General features: G+C 70.3%; 16 protein-coding genes. 6 read left to right on the top strand and 10 right to left on the bottom strand.

Features of this window, described 5'->3' with window-relative positions:
• Positions 1-120 precede the first annotated feature (120 nt).
• Both IU450_RS09870 and IU450_RS09865 read left to right on the top strand, forming a co-directional pair.
• Positions 121-1,344 carry a sensor histidine kinase gene (locus IU450_RS09870; RefSeq protein ID WP_195149393.1) on the top strand — a complete coding sequence of 408 codons (1,224 nt, stop codon included), beginning with the start codon at positions 121-123 and terminating at the stop codon, positions 1,342-1,344.
• 347 nt (positions 1,345-1,691) lie between these two features.
• Entirely contained in the window at positions 1,692-2,354 is a 663-nt protein-coding gene (locus IU450_RS09865; protein WP_043695664.1) for a response regulator, read from the top strand.
• A 6-nt stretch (positions 2,355-2,360) separates the two neighbouring features.
• Here the strand turns inward: IU450_RS09865 and IU450_RS09860 are convergent, their stop codons facing one another.
• Positions 2,361-3,263 carry a hypothetical protein gene (locus tag IU450_RS09860; RefSeq protein WP_324197606.1) on the bottom strand — a complete coding sequence of 301 codons (903 nt, stop codon included), beginning with the start codon at positions 3,261-3,263 and terminating at the stop codon, positions 2,361-2,363.
• Positions 3,264-3,523: 260 nt separating this feature from the next.
• On the opposite strand from IU450_RS09860, the gene IU450_RS09855 reads away from it, so the two are divergent.
• Entirely contained in the window at positions 3,524-5,326 is a 1,803-nt protein-coding gene (locus IU450_RS09855; RefSeq protein WP_324197605.1) for a protein kinase domain-containing protein, read from the top strand.
• A 10-nt stretch (positions 5,327-5,336) separates the two neighbouring features.
• On the opposite strand, the gene IU450_RS09850 is transcribed toward IU450_RS09855, so the two are convergent.
• The 3 genes from IU450_RS09850 to IU450_RS09840 are packed head-to-tail and all read right to left on the bottom strand — an operon-like array spanning position 5,337 to position 8,948.
• Complete coding sequence (locus IU450_RS09850) at positions 5,337-7,829, bottom strand: FtsX-like permease family protein (RefSeq protein ID WP_195149391.1); 2,493 nt, start codon at positions 7,827-7,829, stop codon at positions 5,337-5,339.
• Positions 7,830-7,878: 49 nt separating this feature from the next.
• Positions 7,879-8,586 (bottom strand): ABC transporter ATP-binding protein, encoded by a 708-nt coding sequence (locus IU450_RS09845; RefSeq protein WP_195149390.1) that lies wholly within the window; start codon positions 8,584-8,586, stop codon positions 7,879-7,881.
• Positions 8,587-8,639: 53 nt separating this feature from the next.
• Complete coding sequence (locus IU450_RS09840) at positions 8,640-8,948, bottom strand: hypothetical protein (protein ID WP_181718770.1); 309 nt, start codon at positions 8,946-8,948, stop codon at positions 8,640-8,642.
• A gap of 158 nt (positions 8,949-9,106) precedes the next feature.
• On the opposite strand from IU450_RS09840, the gene IU450_RS09835 reads away from it, so the two are divergent.
• From IU450_RS09835 to IU450_RS41290, 3 genes are all read left to right on the top strand, one after another.
• Positions 9,107-10,420, top strand: coding sequence for a sensor histidine kinase (locus IU450_RS09835; protein ID WP_228834202.1), 1,314 nt, complete (start codon positions 9,107-9,109; stop codon positions 10,418-10,420).
• 196 nt (positions 10,421-10,616) lie between these two features.
• Positions 10,617-11,270 carry a response regulator gene (locus tag IU450_RS09830; protein ID WP_195149626.1) on the top strand — a complete coding sequence of 218 codons (654 nt, stop codon included), beginning with the start codon at positions 10,617-10,619 and terminating at the stop codon, positions 11,268-11,270.
• A gap of 63 nt (positions 11,271-11,333) precedes the next feature.
• Complete coding sequence (locus IU450_RS41290) at positions 11,334-13,460, top strand: serine/threonine-protein kinase (RefSeq protein ID WP_195149389.1); 2,127 nt, start codon at positions 11,334-11,336, stop codon at positions 13,458-13,460.
• 55 nt (positions 13,461-13,515) lie between these two features.
• Here IU450_RS41290 and IU450_RS09820 read toward each other — a convergent pair whose 3' ends face one another.
• The 6 genes from IU450_RS09820 to IU450_RS09795 form a co-directional block, all read right to left on the bottom strand.
• Complete coding sequence (locus tag IU450_RS09820) at positions 13,516-13,914, bottom strand: rhodanese-like domain-containing protein (RefSeq protein WP_195149388.1); 399 nt, start codon at positions 13,912-13,914, stop codon at positions 13,516-13,518.
• Positions 13,911-14,459: a cysteine dioxygenase gene (locus IU450_RS39575; RefSeq protein WP_195149387.1), complete on the bottom strand. Its 549-nt coding sequence runs from the start codon at positions 14,457-14,459 to the stop codon at positions 13,911-13,913. Before IU450_RS39575 ends, IU450_RS09820 begins: the two co-directional genes overlap by 4 nt.
• Positions 14,460-14,575: 116 nt before the next feature.
• A complete protein-coding gene (locus tag IU450_RS09810) occupies positions 14,576-15,841 on the bottom strand; it encodes a cytochrome P450 (RefSeq protein WP_195149386.1) in 1,266 nt (421 codons plus the stop codon).
• Positions 15,842-16,199: 358 nt separating this feature from the next.
• Positions 16,200-17,159: an SRPBCC family protein gene (locus tag IU450_RS09805; RefSeq protein ID WP_195149385.1), complete on the bottom strand. Its 960-nt coding sequence runs from the start codon at positions 17,157-17,159 to the stop codon at positions 16,200-16,202.
• The gene (locus IU450_RS09800; protein WP_195149384.1) at positions 17,156-17,479 is read right to left on the bottom strand and encodes an ArsR/SmtB family transcription factor; all 324 of its coding nucleotides are present in this window, start codon (positions 17,477-17,479) and stop codon (positions 17,156-17,158) included. Before IU450_RS09800 ends, IU450_RS09805 begins: the two co-directional genes overlap by 4 nt.
• Before the next feature lie 70 nt (positions 17,480-17,549).
• Positions 17,550-18,137, bottom strand: a complete 588-nt coding sequence (locus IU450_RS09795; protein WP_195149625.1) for a TetR/AcrR family transcriptional regulator — start codon at positions 18,135-18,137, stop codon at positions 17,550-17,552.
• Positions 18,138-18,215: the final 78 nt, after the last annotated feature.

Here is an 18,215-nt window from a genome sequence, read left to right as displayed (position 1 = left end):
GATGTTCCGCTTCCGCTGCCGCCGGGTGAGCCCTCCGCGCGCTCTCGCACCGGGGTATCGGGCCGGAATCACCCGTGGGTATGAGGCCGCGGCGGGCGGGCAGTTCCTAGTGTCGTAGGCATGAACCGAGAAAGTCGCGCCTGGACGCGACGGCTGGACGCGCGGACCTGGTTCGATCTGGGCACGGTGCTGGTCGCGCTGATCTGGTACACGGTGGCCTGGCCGACCCTGCATCTGACCCACGCGGTGCCCGCCGCGGCACAGCCGTTCATCGCGGCGCTCGCCGCGTTCCCGGTGCTGCTCGTCCGGATCAACCCGGCGTTGGGCTGGGCCATCTCGGCGGGCTCCGCGCTGGTGATCGCGCTGGCGATACCGCATCAGCCGAACAACGAGCTGCCGTTCCAGGTCGTCCACGTGCTGTGCCTGCTGGTGTCGCTGTTCGCGGTGGCGCTGCGCGCGCCGGGGCAGATCGTGGCGGTGGCTTGGGCGGCGACGGCCCTGCTGTTCGCGACCACCATGCCCGGCGAAGGGGACGCGTTCGCCAACGCCGCCTGGGGCTGGCCGATCGCGCTGGCCGCGCTGGTGCTGTTCGGCCTGCTCATCCGCGGGCTGGCGCTGTCGCGGCGGCAACTGGAGCGCCAAGAGGAGGAGAACGAGCTGGAGCGGGCCCGCCGCGCCATCCTGGAGGAGAAGGCCCGTATCGCCCGCGACCTGCACGACGTCGTGGCTCACCACATGTCCCTGGTGGTGGTGCAGGCGCAGACCGCGCCGTACCGGGTGGAGGGTGTCGGCTCCGCCGCGCGCGCCGAGTTCGAGTCCATCGGCGCCACGGCGCGCGAAGCGCTCAACGAGATCCGCGGCATGCTGGGCGTCCTGCGCAGTGACGGTCAGCTGCCCGAGCACGCGCCCCAGCCGACGGCGTCCGACGTGATCGGCCTGTTCGAGGGCGCGCGCCGCGCGGGTGTCCACATCGACTGGACCGTCGACGGTGCGCTGGAGACGATCCCGGAGACCACCGGCCTCGCCCTCTATCGCGTCGCACAGGAGTCGCTGTCCAACGCTTCCCGGCACGCCCCGGGCGCGCCGGTCCAGGTGCGCATCGCACGCGGCGCGCAGCTACTGCTCGACGTCGAGAACGGGCCGGGAGCCACGCCAGCACGACCGGTCGGCAACGGCGGCCACGGCGTGGCCGGGATGCAGGCGCGAGCGCTCGCCGTGGGCGGTGAGGTGACAGCGCAGCCGCGCGCGGACGGTGGGTTCCGGGTACACGCGCGCTTTCCGATCAGCGCACCGGAAGCGGCTGCTGTGGTCGGTGCCGCCGCGAACGGCGAACCACAGCGCTGAGCGGGCCGCTGTCCTTCCGGCGGACGCGTCGCGCTCGGCTCGGGTCGTCTCCGAAATCGGTGCGAGTCGAGGCGCGTGCCGCAGACCGACCGAGATGCGCCAGGGTGAGCGCGGCGTAAGCGGCAGGAGTTCGTAATTGCCGCCTTCTGGACGTGCGCGTCCGGGTAAGCGAGCCCGCCTGCTGGGCGTATCGGTTCTGGCGGTGTGGACGGGGCGGCCTCGGTGGGTCGGGTGACCGACTGCCGGGAACCCCGGCGGCCTGGCGTGTGTGCCACATCTCACAGGAAGGTGCTCCGCCGGTCGAACGGGCCCAGCGGGCAGTAGGGCGGGGCAATTAGGGTGAGCGGGTGGCAATTACGGTGTTGATCGCCGACGACCAGGCGATGGTCCGGCAGGGGTTCGGGGCGCTGCTCGCGGCACAGCCGGACATCAGCGTGGTAGGCGACGCGGCGGACGGCAAGATCGCGGTGGCCGAGGCCAAGCGGCTGCGCCCGGATGTCGTGCTGATGGACGTGCGCATGCCGCAGATGAACGGGCTGGACGCGGCCCGCGCGATTCTGGCCGCCGGGTTCGACCCGCCGGTGCGCGTACTGATGCTCACCACCTTCGACGTCGACGACTACGTCTACGAGGCGCTGAGCCTCGGCGCCAGCGGATTCCTGCTCAAGGACGCGCCCGCCGAGGAACTGGTGCGCGCGGTGCGCGTGGTCGCCGACGGCCAGGCCTTGCTCGCGCCGACGGTCACCCGCAGGCTCATCGCCGACGTCACCCGCCGTCGCAGCGCCCGCGCCAAGCCGGCGCCGCAGCTGTCCGCGCTGACTCCCCGCGAGCGGGAAGTGCTCGAACTGATCGCGAAAGGCATGTCCAACACCGAGATCGCCGAGGTCCTCTTCGTGGCCGAGCAGACCGTGAAAACGCATGTCTCCAAGGTGTTCTCGAAGCTGAATCTGCGTGACCGGGCCCAGGCGGTGGTGCTGGCCTACGAGACCGGCCTGGTCACCCCGGGTTGACCGGTTTCACAGCGGTGCGCAGGACCCGCCGCGCAGCTCGTCGAGATGGCGGCCGAGCATCCGCGCCATCCGGCTCAGGATGGTGGTGGAGTCCTCGAAGCTTCCGGAATCGGCCTGGGCCGCGAGCGCCACGGCGATCATGCCGGACCGGACCGGCACCAGGCCGAATTGGCGGACGGTGTAGACGCCGGTCTCGTCGTCGGGCCCCCAGCCGCCCTTGAAGGCCGTGCCCTCCAGCACGCCCAGACCCCATGCCTGCTCGGGCGTTATCTCCGTCATCAGCTCGGTGACCTGGAACGACTCGGGCAGGCATGGCAGGCGGGAGGCGAAGCGGGCCTGATTGGCCAGCGTCCATTCGGTGCCGCCGAAGGAGGTGTAGTCCAGCGTGGTGCGCGGGCCCGCCACACCGGTCGTGGCGTCGCCCGCTTCGTCGATCACGTCCTGGACCGCCTTGGCCGCTTCCAGCCCGTCGCCCAGCGACTGCCACAGCGTCTCGGCGGCGCCGTTGTCCGACCAGGTGATGGCGGCCTCCACCTCGTGCAGGATTCCTTCCTGGGGGTCGTGCCGCAGCGCCGCGATCGCGAGCGGCACCTTGATGGTCGACCACGCGATGCCGCTGACCCAGTCGCCGAAGACGGTCATCCGGCCGCCACCGACGGGCATGATCGCCATGCCGACCTGCCCGGCCAGCTGCGGCTGCAACTGGGTGAAGTCGGCGGCCAGCGAGTCGGGCACGGACACCGCGAGGTTCGGCCGCCAGGCTCCCGCGGTGTCGACGACCACGGCGGGGGCGTCGGTGACGGGCCGGTCGCCGGGGAACAAGGCGCACGAGGTCAGCGTGAGCAGCACCACCATCGCCGCGGCGCGCAGCGCCGAGCGGCCTGTCGAAGCGGATCCCGTCGACCTCACCACCGAATCCTCCCCACCACCAGTGGCGTGTCCACGCTGTTGTTCGGCGGTGCAAAATAGCTCATCGGGCCCGTCCGGTCGGTGACCGGACGAGAGACATCGCCGCGGCACGCGATGGTGTCGACGGCACGATGTCTCGACCATAGTTTTGCCGATCTTCCCGGAGAATTCGAAACCTGGTGGCCACGGCGCCACCCGGTAGGCTCCAGGATCGGTACGAAAGCGCCCGGACGCGCCTGTCCGGGTCACCTGAAGGGGGCGTGTTGCTCAACAGCGGTGCGGTGTTCGCCGGGTTCACCATAGAGAAGCTGCTCGGCCAGGGCGGCATGGGATCGGTGTACCTCGCCCGTCACCCCAGACTGCCCCGGCAGACCGCGCTCAAACTGCTGAACCGGGAGCTGTTCACCGACGTGGAGGTGCGGGCCAGGTTCGAGCGCGAGGCGGACCTCGCGGCGCAGCTGGACCATCCGAACATCGTCGCGGTGTACGACCGTGGCACGGAGGACGACCAGCTGTGGATCTCCATGCAGTACGTCGACGGCGTCGACGCGGCGACGGTGAACCCGCAGAGCCTGCCGCCGGAGCGGGCCGTGCAGATCATCGAGGGCGTCGCGTCCGCACTGGATTACGCGCACGGCATGGGTGTGCTGCACCGGGACGTCAAGCCGGCGAACATCATGCTGGCCCGCGCGGCGGGCGGCCACGGCGAGCGGGTCTTCCTCACCGATTTCGGCATCGCCCGGCTGCGTGAGGATTCCACGCACCTGACCCAGACCGGCATGTTCACCGCGACGCTCGCCTACGCCTCGCCCGAGCAGATGACGGGTGCGCACCTGGACCACCGCTCCGATCAGTACTCGCTGGCTTGTGCGCTGTACTGGTTGCTGACCGGAGTCGCCCCCTTCGACGCACCCGCACCGGCCGACATCATCCGCGGGCATCTCCAGTTGCCGCCGCCTTCGGTCGCGGCCCGGCGCGCCGGTCTGTCGCCCGCGCTCGACGCGGTGCTCGCCAAAGCCATGGCGAAGCGACCCGACGACCGCTTCGTGTCCTGCGCCGAATTCGCCGCGGCGGCACGGCGCGGGCTCACCGAACCCGCCCCGACCGTGCTGGCCGCGCAGTACCAGCCGCAGCCGGCGCCCACCGTCATCGCGCAACCGTCCCACCCCCTGCCGGAGGCCGGTCCGCCGACCTACGTCCCCGCGGCGTCCGCCCCTGCTTACACCGCCCCACCGCAGTACAACCCGAATCCGACCGGTGGACAGCACTTCCCGGCGTCCGATAACTATGCCGCCTATGCCGCGGCCGCCGCGCAGCCGAGTTATCCCGCGGCGCCGTCGTATTCCGCGCCCACCCCGCCGCCGATCGGCTACCCCGCCCACCAGCCGCCGGGCTACCCGGCACAAGGCCGCTCGAATACCGGCCTCATCGTGACGATCAGCCTGGTGGTCGTGGCGCTGCTGGTCGGGATCGGCGTCGTCGTCGCGAAGGTCGGATTCTCGGATTCCGCGGCGCCGCTGGATCTCGGCACCAAAACGCCCGCGGGGCCGTCCGACGCGGACAAGCTCGCCGAAGCGTTCCCGAAGCTGCTGCCCCAAGGCGTCGACACGAAGTACGGGATCGGCTCGGGCCCGGGATATCGCGGCAAGACCTGCTTCCTGAGCACGGCCAAGCCGGGCGGCAAGGTGTCCAGCGCCAATAGCGTACCCGACTTCCCGAACTGGGCGACGGCCTGGAACTGCTGGGGCACGCCGATCGCCGAGCCCGACTACGTCCTCATCGGCTTCAAGTCACCCCAGGACGCTCGAGCGGCGGTGCAGGACCTGCCGTCGAATACGGCGGCGACCGAACGCAACAGCGGCGAGTCGTATTCGACCTACCGGTGGCAGGAGGCCACCGGCGGGTCGCCGGACGGCTACCTCGTCGTGGACTTCGCCGACGACCCGGCCCGGTCGAGCTACCTGCTGTTCGCCACGGTCACCCTCACCGACAGCAACCCGAGCTCCGGATTCGGCATCACCACGCCGAAGTTCAAGACGTGGTTCGCCGACCTGCCGCTGTGACCGCGTCGGCTCAGTCGACCGCGAGCGCCTCTACGATGGGCAGCCGCGCCGCTCGCAACGCGGGCGGAATCGACCCGAGCAGCGCCAGCGCCAGCGCGATCAAGCCGTAGACCAGCAGCATCGGGCTCGGCCGGTAGGCCACGTCGATGGTCAACGCGTTCCCGATCGCGACCGTGGCCAGATACTGCACCGAAGCGCCGAGCGCCAAACCGAGCACCGCGCCGACGATTCCGATTCCCGCGGCCTCGGCCAGCACCGACCGCGTCAGGAACCGGCGCCCGGTGCCCATGGCGCGCAACACACCGAGCTCCCTGCGGCGCTCCAGCACCGAGAGCATCAGCGTGTTGAGCAACGCGACCGTGGCGACCAGCACCACGATCCACAGAATGGCATTGCTCATCGCCATGCCCTGCCGAATGCTCGACGACGCGGCCACCACCGTGCCCGCGCCGGTGTCCACGTGCAGCTGCGGCGGCACCACCTGCCGGATCGCCGCGAGCACCGCCGTGTGATCGGCGCCCGGCTCGAAGTCGACGGCGATGACCGTCTCCCCTGGCCGCTGGTACCAGGTGCGCATCAGGTCCAGGTCCATCATCACCACGCCCGCGATGGCGGAGAAGTACGGGATCACCTGCAACACCCGCACGGTGCGCGGTCCCGTCGGCGTCGGCAGGGTCAGTTCCGCACCGGCGCCGACCCCGAGTGAGCGCGCCACGTCCCGGGAGATCGCCACACCCTCCCCGGCCGACAGCCGGGCGACCGCGTCGTCGGTGAGCATTCGCATGCGGGTTTCGCGGGCATCGGGCGGAAACCCTTGCAGCATCACGCGACTGCTGCCCAGCGTGGCGAAGGCCATCTGCGCCGGGCTGACATGCGCGACGCCGGGCACCGCCGCGAGCTGACCCGCCAGATCCTCGGGCAGCAGCGGCCCGGTCGGGAACTGGGCCATCGAGGCCGGGCTGACGTAGACGTCGTTGCGGGCCAGATCCGTGAAAGTGACCGTGGCCGAATCGATCATGTTGCTCGAGGCGCCACTCATGCCGACGGTGGCGCCGACGCCGATCATCACCGTCATGGCCGTCGCCCACACGCGCCGCGGCGAGCGCTCCAGTGTGGTCGCGCCCAATGCGCCGGGAGCGCGGAACCAGCGCGCGATCCCCGCTGCGGCCCGCACGATGGGACCGGTGGCGGCGAAGCAGAGCAGAATCGCGGCGATGAACGACATCGAGATCGCGGTCAGCGAGTAGCGGCCGAGATCGCTGCCCGCGATCAGCACCGCGGCCCCGGCCAGCCCGCCGCCGACCACCACGGCCAGCCAGCGCAACAGCGGGCTCGCCGTATCGGCGCGTCCGGCCCCGACCGGAGCCAGCGCCTCGATCGGCCGGACCCGATACACCTGACGCGCGGCGAGGGACGCCGCGAGCACGCTGGTGAACACGCACGCCACGACCGCGAACGGAATCGCGTACCAGGGCACCGAATACTCGGTGCGCGCCTCCACCGACTGCACGATGGCGGTGGGCAGCGTGCCGATCGCGACACTGCCCATGAACACCCCCAGCGCCGCGCCGACCGCGCCGCCGAGCACGCCGAGCAGCGCGGCCTCGGCCAGCAGGTCCCGCACCATCGGACCGCGTTTGCCGCCGATCGCGCGCAACAGCGAGAGCATGGGCCTGCGCTGGGCGATCGCCATGCTCATCGCGTTGTAGATGAGGAACGCCGAGACGATCAGCGCGGCGGCCGACGCCATGGTGGTGGAGTAACGGACGATCTGCACCGCGCCGCCCGCCTGGGCGGTGCGCAAGCTCGGCTCGGCCACCACCGCGCGGCCCTCCACCGCGGCGGTGAGCGCCGTGCGCACCTGCGCGAGGTCGGCGCCCTCGGCGGGAATGATCTGCACGGAATCCAGCCGGCCCGCCCGATCGGTGATTTTCTGCGCGAGCCCGAGCGGGGCGGCGATGAGGTGACCGTCGTTCAGTTTCCGGGAAGTCTCCTCGTCGAGGACGCCTGCGACGGTGACGGTCGTGCCGCCCAGCGTGAATTGCTCACCCTCGGCGCGGCCGAGTCCCGTGCCCACCAATACCCCGTTGGGCACCGAGAGCAGCTTTCCCGTGAAAGCGCTCATCGGCGCGGTCAATTCGCTGCCCAGCGCGCCGATGTTCGAGTCGGCGCCGATCAGCAGCGCGCGATCGGCGCCGGTGCCGACCTGCACCCGCAGCATCGGCGCCGCCACCGCGACACCGGGCGTGGCGGCTATCTGGCGCAGCAGTTGCTGGTCGAAGCCCGCGTCGGTGATCCCGCTGACCTCCAGCTGCGCCTTGCCGCCGAGGCCGCGGGTCAGCTTGTCCACCGAGCCGGTGACCGAGCCGGAGATGCTCAGCACCGCGACCAGCAGCGACGCCGAGACGCCCATCACGACCAGTGACATCAGGGTGCGTCCGCGATGGGCGAGCAGCTCGCCGATGTTGAACAACCGCAGGCGATCCCACGCGGCGCCGATCATGCGGTGCGCTCCACGGTCACGCTGCGCTGCCCCCTCCGGGCCTGACCGCTCATGCGTTGACCGTCCGCTCGACCTTGTCGTTGGACCCGATCCGGCCGTCGCGCAGGGTGATCACCCGGTCGCAGTAGGTGACCGCGCCCATATCGTGGGTCACCATCACCACCGAACTACCGGAACCGGCGATCTCCCCGAGCAGTTCGAGGATGGCGGCGCCGGTCTTGGAGTCGAGGTTTCCGGTGGGCTCGTCGGCCAGGATCAGGGGAGGGGCCATGATCAGCGCCCGCGCCACCGCCACCCGCTGCATCTGCCCGCCGGACAGTTCGGCGGGGCGGTGTTCGGCCCGCTCGGCGAGCCCGACCCGATCGAGCAGTTCCAGGGCGCGCGGCTTGGCCTTGCGCAAACCCGTGCCGTCCAGCAGTTTCGGGATCGCCACGTTCTCCCATGCCGAGAGCGTGGGCAGCAGGTTGAAGAACTGGAACACGAAACCGACCTGGTGACGCCGGAATGCCGACTGCTGTTCCTCGTCCAGCGCGCCGATCTCCTCGCCGCGAAACCGGATCGAGCCCGCGTCGGGACTGTCCAGGGCGCCGAGCAGGTGCAGCAGCGTGCTCTTGCCGGAGCCGGAGGGCCCGATGATGGAGGTGAATTCGCCCGTCTCGATACGTAATCCGACGTCGTCGAGCGCGCGGACGGCCTGGCCGCCCACCCGGTACTCCTTCGTCACGCCCGATAGTTCCAGCATTGCCGGTTCCGGCATTGTCGTCCCCCGCTCCGTACGGTCGCTCAAAGTTCTTCGTTCCTCGCCGCGCGTTACCGCGCCATCGCCTCCGACGCGAGTTTGCGGCGACGATACTGTGCGTCGAGCACCGCGCGCAGCACCGGCTGCTCGGCCGCCAGCTCGAGATAGGCCTCCATCGTCGTCAGCCCCTGGTCGAGTTTCGCGGCGAAATGGAGATTCCACCGGTAGCGCAGCGTGAGCAATAGCCCGTCCGCGCCGCCGAACAGCCGATCCAGGTCGGGGATTCCCTCGAACAGGTCGGGATCGGCCGGGTCGAGCGCCGCGCGGGTGAGCACGGTGTGCACGATGTCGGTTCGAGCGTGCTGATCCGTCCAGGACATGGCCATCGCCTTCCTCTGTGAACTATCGCCAACGCTACGGACGCGACCGCGTTGTTGTCGTCGTGCCAGGGACCCGAATGCGTCTCCGCCCACGGTAGGAGCAGCGGCCCGCTCGCGGGACGATGTACCGGCCCGGACGCGGCGGCTAGCCTTACAGAATGGGTTCGACCGGCGTATCCGAAGTACCGCCCGGTACGCTTCGCGCCGGCCGCGTACGGGCTTCGATGCAGCGCGTCCGGCAGCGGTGCGCCGAGTTCGCCCGCGATCCGGTCGCGGCGTTCCGGCGCAGCGTCGAGGAGTTGCCCTACGACTACCCGCCGTCGATCATCGTCAGCGTCGATGTCGCGGTCCTCGCCGTGGCGGTCGCGGCGGCGGTGCAGCGGCACAACTACTTCCCGACCCTGCTCCCGATCATCGCGGTGCTGCTGACCTGTGCCTTCGGTCCGCTGCACGCGTTGCTCGGCGTGCTGCCGCGCCCGCTGCTGCTCGGCGTGCTCGCCATGGCGGCCGAGGCGCTGTTCCTCGCCCAACCGGTCCCGGCCGACTTCGCGCCGTTCGTCCTGGTGGCCGCCGCCGGTGAGATCGCGGCGATCGCGCCGAAACGGGTGAGCATGCCGGTCACCGTCGCGATGATGCTGCAGCTGGTCGCCTTCGACGCGATCGGGCATGTGCCGGAGGGGCTGCCCACCTACCTGGTCGGCATCGCGTTCGGCTGGATGGCCGGGCTGATGCTGCAATATCAGCGCCGCTTCCTGTACCAGGAACGTGGCTACCAGGACATCCGCGCGGCCCAGGCCGCCGACGAGGAGCGCCACCGGATCGCCCGCGAAGTGCACGACGTGATCGCGCACTCGCTCAGCGTCACGCTGCTGCATCTCACCGCCGCCAGGCACGCGCTGCAGACCGACCGCGACGTGGACGAAGCCGTGGAGGCGCTGACCGATGCCGAGCGGCTCGGCAGGCAGGCGATGGCCGACATCCGCCGCACGGTCGGCCTGCTCGACGCGCGGCCCTGGAAACAGGTCCCGGAGCCGGGCGTGGAGGACATCGAGGACCTGATCGGCGATTTCGTGCGGGCGGGTCTGGACGTGCGCTACGACCGCGACGGCGATCTCGGCGCGGTCTCACCCGCGGTGGGGCTCGCGCTGTACCGGATCGGTCAGGAGTCGCTGGCCAACGTCGTCAAGCACGCGCACGGTGCGTCCGCACGAGTCCGGCTCGCGGTGGACGCGACGTTGGTGACACTGACGGTGGACAACACCGTGCCCGCCGGGTTGCCCGCACAGCGCGGCGCGGGCATGGGGCTGTCCGGCATGCGTCAGCGCGCCGAACTGCTCGGCGGCCGGATGACCGCGGGCCCGTCCGACCGCGGCTGGTCGGTGCGCGCCGGTATCCCGCTCGCGCCCGGCCGCGGCGGATTCTCGTGCGCGGTGCCGCCCGGCGCCGCGACGACCGGACGGGAGGGTACGTGAGCGAGCCTCAGCGAGTGGACCGACGGCACGGCGCGCCGTTGCGGACGAGGGAGCCGAGTGCCCGACGGGGTGGTGTTGTGAGTGAGTGGCGAATGGACCGAGGGCACGGTGCGCCGTCGCGCAGGACAGTGGCGATCGTGAGCGAGGCGCGATCGTGAGCGTGACCTCCCCCGCGAGCGGCGAAGACGCGGTGACCGTGCTGGTGGTGGACGACCAGGAACTCGTGCGCGGCGGTCTGCGGCGCATCCTGCGCAGGCGCGACGGATTCGTGGTCGGCGAGTGCGCGGACGGCGACGAAGTGCCCGCGGCCGTCGCGGAGCTGCGCCCCGACGTGGTGCTGATGGATCTGCGGATGAAACGGGTCGGCGGCATCGACGCGACCAGGATGCTGCGGGCGCGCGAGGGCGCCCCGCTGGTGCTCGTGCTCACCACTTTCGACGACGACCAGCTGCTGTCCGGGGCGCTGCGCGCGGGGGCCGCCGGATTCATCCTCAAGGACTCGCCCGCGGAGGATCTCATCCGCGCGGTGCGAATGGTCGCGGGCGGCGGGGCCTGGCTGGATCCCTCGGTGACCGGTCGCGTGCTGTCGGCCTATCGCACGGTGCGTCCGGTACGCACCGCCACCGATGCCCGCCTGTCCGAACTGACCGCGCGGGAGTACGAGGTGCTCGAACTGATCGGACGCGGCCGGGTGAACGCGGAAATAGCTCGCGAGCTCGGCATCTCGGAGGTGACCGTGAAAAGCCATGTGGGACATATATTCGGGAAGCTCGAGCTGCGGGATCGGGCCGCGGCGATCGTGTTCGCGTTTGACCACGGGGTGGTGACACCCGGAGAATCCTCTCTTTGACGGGCACATGCGCACCGCGTGATCTCGGTGTGCGATCGCTGCCCGGGATGCGGAGGAGGACGGGTGCAGGAACCTGGGCCGAGAACCGGAACACGGTTCGGGCCGTACGAACTGCGGTCGTTGCTGGGCAAAGGGGGAATGGGGGAGGTATACGAGGCATACGACACGGTCAAGAACCGTGAGGTCGCGGTCAAGCTGCTGTCGGAAGAACTCGCCAAAGACCCGACGTACCAGGTGCGTTTCCGTCGCGAGTCGCAGGCCGCCGCCCGGCTGGCCGAACCGCACGTCATCCCGATCCACGACTGGGGCGTGATCGACGGTGTGCTGTTCATCGACATGCGGCTGGTGCGTGGCGTCGACCTGCGCACGCTACTGCGCGGCCAGGGGCCGTTGAGTCCGGCTCGCGCGGTCGGCATCATCGAGCAGATCGCCTCGGCCTTGGACGCCGCGCATGCGAGCCACCTGGTGCACCGCGACGTGAAACCGGCGAACATCCTGGTCACGGAGGCGGATTTCGCGTATCTCGCCGATTTCGGGATCGCGCACACCGAGGGCGACAGCGCGGTGACCCTGGTCGGCATGGCCGTCGGCTCCTACATCTACATGGCCCCGGAACGCTTCGACGTCGGGCCGGTGACCGGCCGCGCCGACGTCTACTCGCTGGCCTGTGTGCTGCACGAATGCCTCACCGGCGCAACACCGTTCCCGTCGGCCAGCATGAACGTGCTGATCAAGTCGCATCTGTCCGACCCGCCGCCGCGCCCGAGCACGCAAGCAAGCGGCATACCCGCCGGGCTGGACGAGGTGGTCCGTCGCGGCATGGCCAAGGATCCGGCCGATCGCTTCCCGACCGCGACCGCGCTGGCCAGGGCCGCTCGCGCCGCGCTCGCCGCGGCGCCCGCCAGCGGCCCCACGATCGTGGTGCGCGCGCCCGACCGGACGCAGCGTCCCGGTGCGGCGGTCGCGCCGGAGTCGACGGGCGAGCTGTCGCTGCCCGCGGTGATCCACCCGAGCGCGCCGACGGTGGTCCGGCCCACGGAGACCCAGTTCACGCCGATCCCTTCGGCCGACGCGCCCGCGCCGCCGCCCGGTCCACGAGCGCCGTACCCGCCCGAGGTGGAGTTGCCTCCGATGCGGCCGTTCCCGGACGCGCACCTGTATCCGGAGACCCAGGCGTACTTGGATGCCGCCGGATATCCGCAGGCGCCGGAGTATCCGGCCCCGCCGACGCAGGTGTATCCGCAGAGCTATGCCGATTCCGCGCAGGCGTACGCGGGCGACTCGGCACCCGCGAAACCCGACTTCACACCGGCCCGCGCGGAACCGACCACCGTCCAGGCGTATTCCGAACTGCCGCCGCAGGCGTACTCCGAGGCCCCGGATCGAGCCTTCGCCGAGACGCCGCGCCATCCAGGAGTGGAGAACTACCCGGAGGGCGGGCAATATCCCGATCGCGGACGGCTGTCCGGCGCGGCCGCTCCTCACGGGATGTCCGACTATCTACCCGCGCCGGACTCGGCTCCGACGCAGTACCTGACTCCGGCGGGCGAGGATGGGCACGCAGCCGGCGCGATCTATCCGCCGCGAGGTGATTACCCCGCGCACATCGGCGACCCGGTGGGCCGCGACGAACCGGGCTACGGCTACGACGATTACGACGACGCCGCTTACTCCGCGCGTCCGGGCCGGTCCATAGCGATGCCCATCATGGTGGCCGTTTTCGCGATCGTCGCGCTGACCGTCGGTGGCGCCGTCGCCTGGCAGTCGTTCGGCTCCGGCGACGTCGAGCCGACCTCGGCCGCCGCGCACTCCGAGGCGTCCGCGCCGACCGCGCGTCCCGGCACCCAGGCGCCGAGCAGTACCTCGCCGCGCCCTGCGAGGTCCACCTCGGCCGAGCCGACTCCGGCCTCCCTGCCCGCGGGCGCGAAGCCGTGCGGACCGGGCCGAGCGGCCTCCGGGTCGTTCACCCAGTCGGCGACGGGGACGGCGGTGACCAGTTGCGCGTTCGCCGAAGAGGTACGCAGGGCCTACGCCGAACTCGGCACGTCGCAGAACAGCGCCCGCGACGCACCACGCACGGTCGTCGCGACCAGTCCGGTCACCGGCCGGGCCTACACGATGAATTGCCGAGCCGAAGGAACGGTCGTCACGTGCAGTGGCGGTGAGAACGCCGTCGTGTACGTCTACTGACGGTGCCCCGGCGGCGGGCGGGTCGCGTCCGGTGGTCGCGGGTCCTGTGGCGTCGCTACGGCACGGCCGGGCTTCCGCCCGGGACCACCGGCAGGCCCGCCGCCTTCCAGGCCCGGAAGCCGCCGACCAGGTCGGTCACCCGACGCAGCCCGAGACGGAGCCCGTCCGCAGCCGCGAGACTGGAGGCGTAGCCCTCGTTGCACATGATCACCACGGGAGTGTCCGAGGTGATGCCCGGTAGCCGGTGCTCGCCGTTCGGATCGAGGCGCCACTCCAGAACGATCCGTTCGACCACCACGGCGCCGGGGATCTCGCCCTCCTCGCTCCGGTTCGCGTACGGCCGGATGTCCACGATCAGTGCCCCCTGCGCCTGCAACTCGGCGGCCTGCTCCGGCGCGACCCGTTCCAGCTGTGCTCTGGCTCGCGTGATCATTTCCTCGGCGCCGGTACTCATCGTTCACCCACTCCACTCGCTGACGTCCCTGCGAAGTCCGCCAGCGTACGGTACTCGCGGACCGGCCGCAGCGGCGGTGAGTACGCGTGCACCGAAGCGGCGGGCCACAGCTTGTCGTTGCGGAGCCGGTGCGCTCGATCGGGGCCGAATGCGACCGTGTCACCGGCCCGCCACTGCGCCTTCCGGACGGAGCTGCCGAGGTGCAGGGATTCCTCGCCGAGTTCGCCGACGGTCACGGTGAACGCGCCGGAGGCGCCGCCGTGGTCGTGGGGTTCGGTGCCCTGTCCCGGAGCCCACGACAACAGCCACAGCTCGACGCCCATGGTCAGGGCGAGGCGCGTCCACCAGCGCTGTTCGGCGTCGAATCGCACGATGTCCAGCAGCGGCGTCGCCAATTCCGCGGCCACCTCGCTGGTCAGCCGGTGTAGTTGCGCGGGTGACCACAGGGCCCGGTCCGGATGGATGGCGTCTCGAACCAGCGGCACGTCGATGTCGGGATGGATATCGCGTGCATGCTTGAGGTTCACCGGAAGGGATGTGGTCACCTGTGCTCCTGACGTGGTCGGTCGGATGAGCGCTCCGCGGCTGCGCCGCGTGGATTCTCCGCCATCGCGGCGCGCTTGACACCGATCACGATCAGCGCGAACAAAATTCGTTCGCTCTACCCGAACGCGGGCATGGGCGGCGATTCGGGGAAGACGACCGGCAGCGACACGAGGGCGCGGTGGAACGGACCCGGTCGCCAGCTCAGCTCCTCCGCCGCGACCGCGAGCCGTATCTCGGGCAGGGCATCGAGTAGTTGGTCGATGGCGTCCTGCGCGATCAGATAGGCCATCGATCGCGCGGGGCAGGCGTGCGGTCCGGCCCCCCAGGCGAGATGCGCTCGGTTGTCGGTGTATTCGCCGGTGTGGATCGCCGGGTCGTTGTTGCACGCGGCCATGCTGATCACGACCGGCTGGTGTGCGGGCAGCCACACGTCGTCGATGAGGATCGGCTGCTTCGGGTAGCTGAAGCAGTAGTTCGCCCCTGGCGGGTCGGTGAACAGCACCTCATCGAGGGCGTCTCGGGTCGAGAGACTGCCGCCGAAGACACCGCTGGCGAACCGGCGGTCGGTGAGCATCAACCGCAGGGTATTGGCGATCAGGTTCTGCTGCGGCTCGATTCCCGCTCCGTACAGCGTGACCAGCTGGTGGATCATCTCCATGTCGTCCAGGCCCGCCGGGTGGCGCAACAGCCGGGAGGTGATGTCGTCACCGGGGTTCTTGCGCTTCCTCTGCACCAGGTCGAACAGCGCGTCGGCGAGCATCGCGTTGCCCTTGTCCGCGTTGACGCCCTCGAAGATGGCGGCCATGCCCACCGCGACCTGCTGGCCGATCTCCGGCGGGCAGCCGAGCACGGAGTTGAGCACCGCGAAGGTGAGCGGAAACGCGTACTGGCTGATCAGATCCGCCGCGCCGTCCTGGCAGAAGGCGTTGATCAACGGACCGGCGATCTGTTCGGTGATCGTGTGCAAGACGTGCAGGTCGACCGCGCCGATACTCGCCACATTCACCTGCCGGTAGCGCTGGTGCTCGAATCCGGTGCTGCGCAGCGCGTTCGGTCGCCACTCCATCATCGGCAGGATCGGGCACTCACCGGGAATCTCCTGCTGCCAGATCCGTGGGTCCGACGGAAAATGCACCGGGTCGTTGAGGATTCGCAGTGCCGTGTAGTAGCCGATCACCAACGTAGCCGGAACGTCCGGCGCCAGTTCGATGGGCACGAGCGAACCGTATCGGCGTCGCATCTCGCGGTAGGCCCGGTGCGGGTCGGCGGCGAAAGCCTCCGTATACAGCGCGACCCGCGGCCCGTCGTTGTCGATGGGCGAACCGTGTTGGACAGGGCAGTCTTTCGGGCTCGCCGAGGTGTTCTGCGGGGACTGTGGCATGGACAAAAAGCGTCACTCCAGGAAGCGGACTCTTCGACGACGCGGTCGACGCGTGTGGGCACGCGGGTCGGCTCCACGCCGGTCAGGTGCGTGTTTCGTGAACTGTCCCGGGATCGTAAGCAGTTCGGACCTGGCCGTGGGGTCGTTTGCGCGGACCGATCCGCGAATCCGGAGCTATCCGCCATCGCGCGCGCCCTGACGACCGGCGCGGACTCGAAGCGGTTCCGGTGCCCTCCAGGGCGGCCGCAGATCGGGGAACGGCCGCTGGATGGCGTCGAAGCTGCACGGGCACATCGGATTCCGTCGATGGCGTGCGCGGGCGCCACCGACCGGCCGATGGCATGTGTCCGGGCATCGGCTAGTCGCCGAGGTCCGCGGCATACCGCTCGGTGAGCAGGGCGACCCGGTCGGCAGGCCATGGGCAGCGGATGTCCCCTTGGGTGGCGGCGAAGAAGAGTTCCAGGTGCACGTGCCAGGCGGCCAGCAGGGTCGGCCGCAGCCGTGCCAGGTGCGGCGGCACGGTCTGGGTGAGTTCGACCCGCACGCCGAGGTCGGGGTCGGCATCGAAGAACCAGCGCACCGTGCCCGCGACGGCGCCGTCGTGCCGCCACTCGTACTCCATCGACCGGGGCGGCTCGACATCGACGAGTTCACCTGCCTCGACATGCTGATTCGTCGACCGCGCCGGTGCAACGGCGCCCACGGACGGCGTCTGCTCCTCGACGAGCAGCGACCACAACGTTTCCAGCGGCTGCCACACCAGGTCGCGGGCGAACCGCAGCACGTAGCCGTCGGCGAGTTCGTCGCAATAGCCGACGTCGAGCCCGAATTCCGCTGTGTAGCTCTCGATGTCGGCGAGCCAGGTCGCGTTCGGTTCGCCGGAGGCGCCGCCGAGCGCGGCGGCGAGCGCGGACAGGCAGCGATCCCAGCCGACCGCCGACCTGGCCGCGCCGAGGCGTGCGCCCGGGCCGCCGCCGAGTACGTGGGTGAAGATCAGCAGTGTCCCGTCCCCGTCGGCCACGAGCTCGAATCGCAGCACGTCCTGGTTCCATCGGAACATGTAGACCTTGGGTGGATCGACCTCGAGCACCTCACCGTGCGAGGTGCTGTCGACCGTCTCGGGCGCTTCGGCGAAAGTGAAGCGCATCGCCGCGCCGGGCCGCAGCGCGGTCGTGACCGTTGCCGGGAACCAGGCGGCCATCTCGCTCGGGTCGCTGATCGCGCGCCAGACCTTTTCCGGTGGATGCGCCAGCCTGCGTTCGAAACGCAGCGTAGGGGCGCCGTCGATGGTGTGCAGCTGAGCACGGGGATCACTCATGGTTGTCCTTTCTCGTCGGGCATGGCGTCGAGATGGCGCTCCAGGGCGTCGAGGCTGGTCTCCCACATCCGCCGGTACGGCGCGAGCCAAGCCTCGATCTCGGCCAGCGGTTCCGGCCGCAACCGGTACCAGCGGCGCTGCGCGTCCTGACGCACGTCGACCAGACCCACCCCCCGCAGGACCTTCAGGTGCTTGGACACGGTGGGCTGGGCCAACCGCAGCTCGGTGACCAAGTCGCCGACCAGCCGCTCTCGCTCGCGCAGCAGGTCCAGGATCTCCCGGCGGCGAGGCTCCGCCAGCGCCTCGAACGTTGATGCCATATGGGCAATATAGCTCAAGTGGAATATAACAACCAGCGATCGGTGGGCGCAGGCTCGCCCAGGGCTACCGTCAGGGCTGCGGCCAGGACCGCAGTGCGAGATCCACGGTGCGGCGCAAGTGGGACGGTTTCGCGCCCGCTGCCGCCTGGACCGCGATCCCGTCGGAGATCGTCAGGAGATATCGGGCGAGGTCGGCCGGCTTGCTGTCCCGCGGTAGGTCACCGTCGGCGCGTGCCCGCTCCAAACGCCGCCGCAGCGCGGCCTCGCCCGCGAGGCGGACCGCGACCGCGCTCTTGCGGCTGTGCTCGGCCTCCGGCCCGCAGGCCTGCACGCTGCGCACGGAAAGGCAGCCGGGGCTGTCGTGGCCGGTGGTCAGCTCGATCGCGCCGCGCAGGAAGGCGGCGGCGACCGCGCGGGCGGTCGGGAGTTCGAGGGCTTCGGCGACGTAGTGTCCGGGTCCGTCGACATAGCGTTCGAGCGCGCGATCGAACAGCTCGGCTTTACTGCCGAAGGCGGCGTACAAGCTGGGACGGTTGACGCCCATCGCCGCGGTGAGATCCGACAGCGCGGCGCCCTCGTACCCGTAGCGCCAGAACACCTCCAGCGCTCGATCCAGTGCGCTATCGATGTCGAAGCCGCGCGGCCGCCCTCCCGGCATGGACACCTCCCAGTTTCTTACCTATCAGTACTGTACTGGGTGCCGATGCGGCCGGTCGTGAAGTTTGCTACTCGCCGG

Source organism: Nocardia abscessus, assembly GCF_015477775.1.
Classification (GTDB): domain Bacteria; phylum Actinomycetota; class Actinomycetes; order Mycobacteriales; family Mycobacteriaceae; genus Nocardia; species Nocardia abscessus_A.
Note: the sequence above shows the minus strand (reverse complement) of the source record. Positions and strands in the feature narration are given on the sequence as shown.

Excerpts from the sequence above, each read along its gene's own strand:
- IU450_RS09845 (WP_195149390.1), bottom strand. The coding sequence starts at position 8,586 with ATGCCGGAACCGGCAATGCTGGAACTATCGGGCGTGACGAAGGAGTAC.
- IU450_RS09800 (WP_195149384.1), bottom strand. The coding sequence starts at position 17,479 with ATGGCATCAACGTTCGAGGCGCTGGCGGAGCCTCGCCGCCGGGAGATC.
- IU450_RS09820 (WP_195149388.1), bottom strand. The coding sequence starts at position 13,914 with ATGAGTACCGGCGCCGAGGAAATGATCACGCGAGCCAGAGCACAGCTG.
- IU450_RS09805 (WP_195149385.1), bottom strand. The coding sequence starts at position 17,159 with ATGAGTGATCCCCGTGCTCAGCTGCACACCATCGACGGCGCCCCTACG.
- IU450_RS09835 (WP_228834202.1), top strand. The coding sequence starts at position 9,107 with ATGGGTTCGACCGGCGTATCCGAAGTACCGCCCGGTACGCTTCGCGCC.
- IU450_RS09795 (WP_195149625.1), bottom strand. The coding sequence starts at position 18,137 with ATGCCGGGAGGGCGGCCGCGCGGCTTCGACATCGATAGCGCACTGGAT.
- IU450_RS09870 (WP_195149393.1), top strand. The coding sequence starts at position 121 with ATGAACCGAGAAAGTCGCGCCTGGACGCGACGGCTGGACGCGCGGACC.
- IU450_RS09840 (WP_181718770.1), bottom strand. The coding sequence starts at position 8,948 with ATGTCCTGGACGGATCAGCACGCTCGAACCGACATCGTGCACACCGTG.
- IU450_RS09810 (WP_195149386.1), bottom strand. The coding sequence starts at position 15,841 with ATGCCACAGTCCCCGCAGAACACCTCGGCGAGCCCGAAAGACTGCCCT.
- IU450_RS09850 (WP_195149391.1), bottom strand. The coding sequence starts at position 7,829 with ATGATCGGCGCCGCGTGGGATCGCCTGCGGTTGTTCAACATCGGCGAG.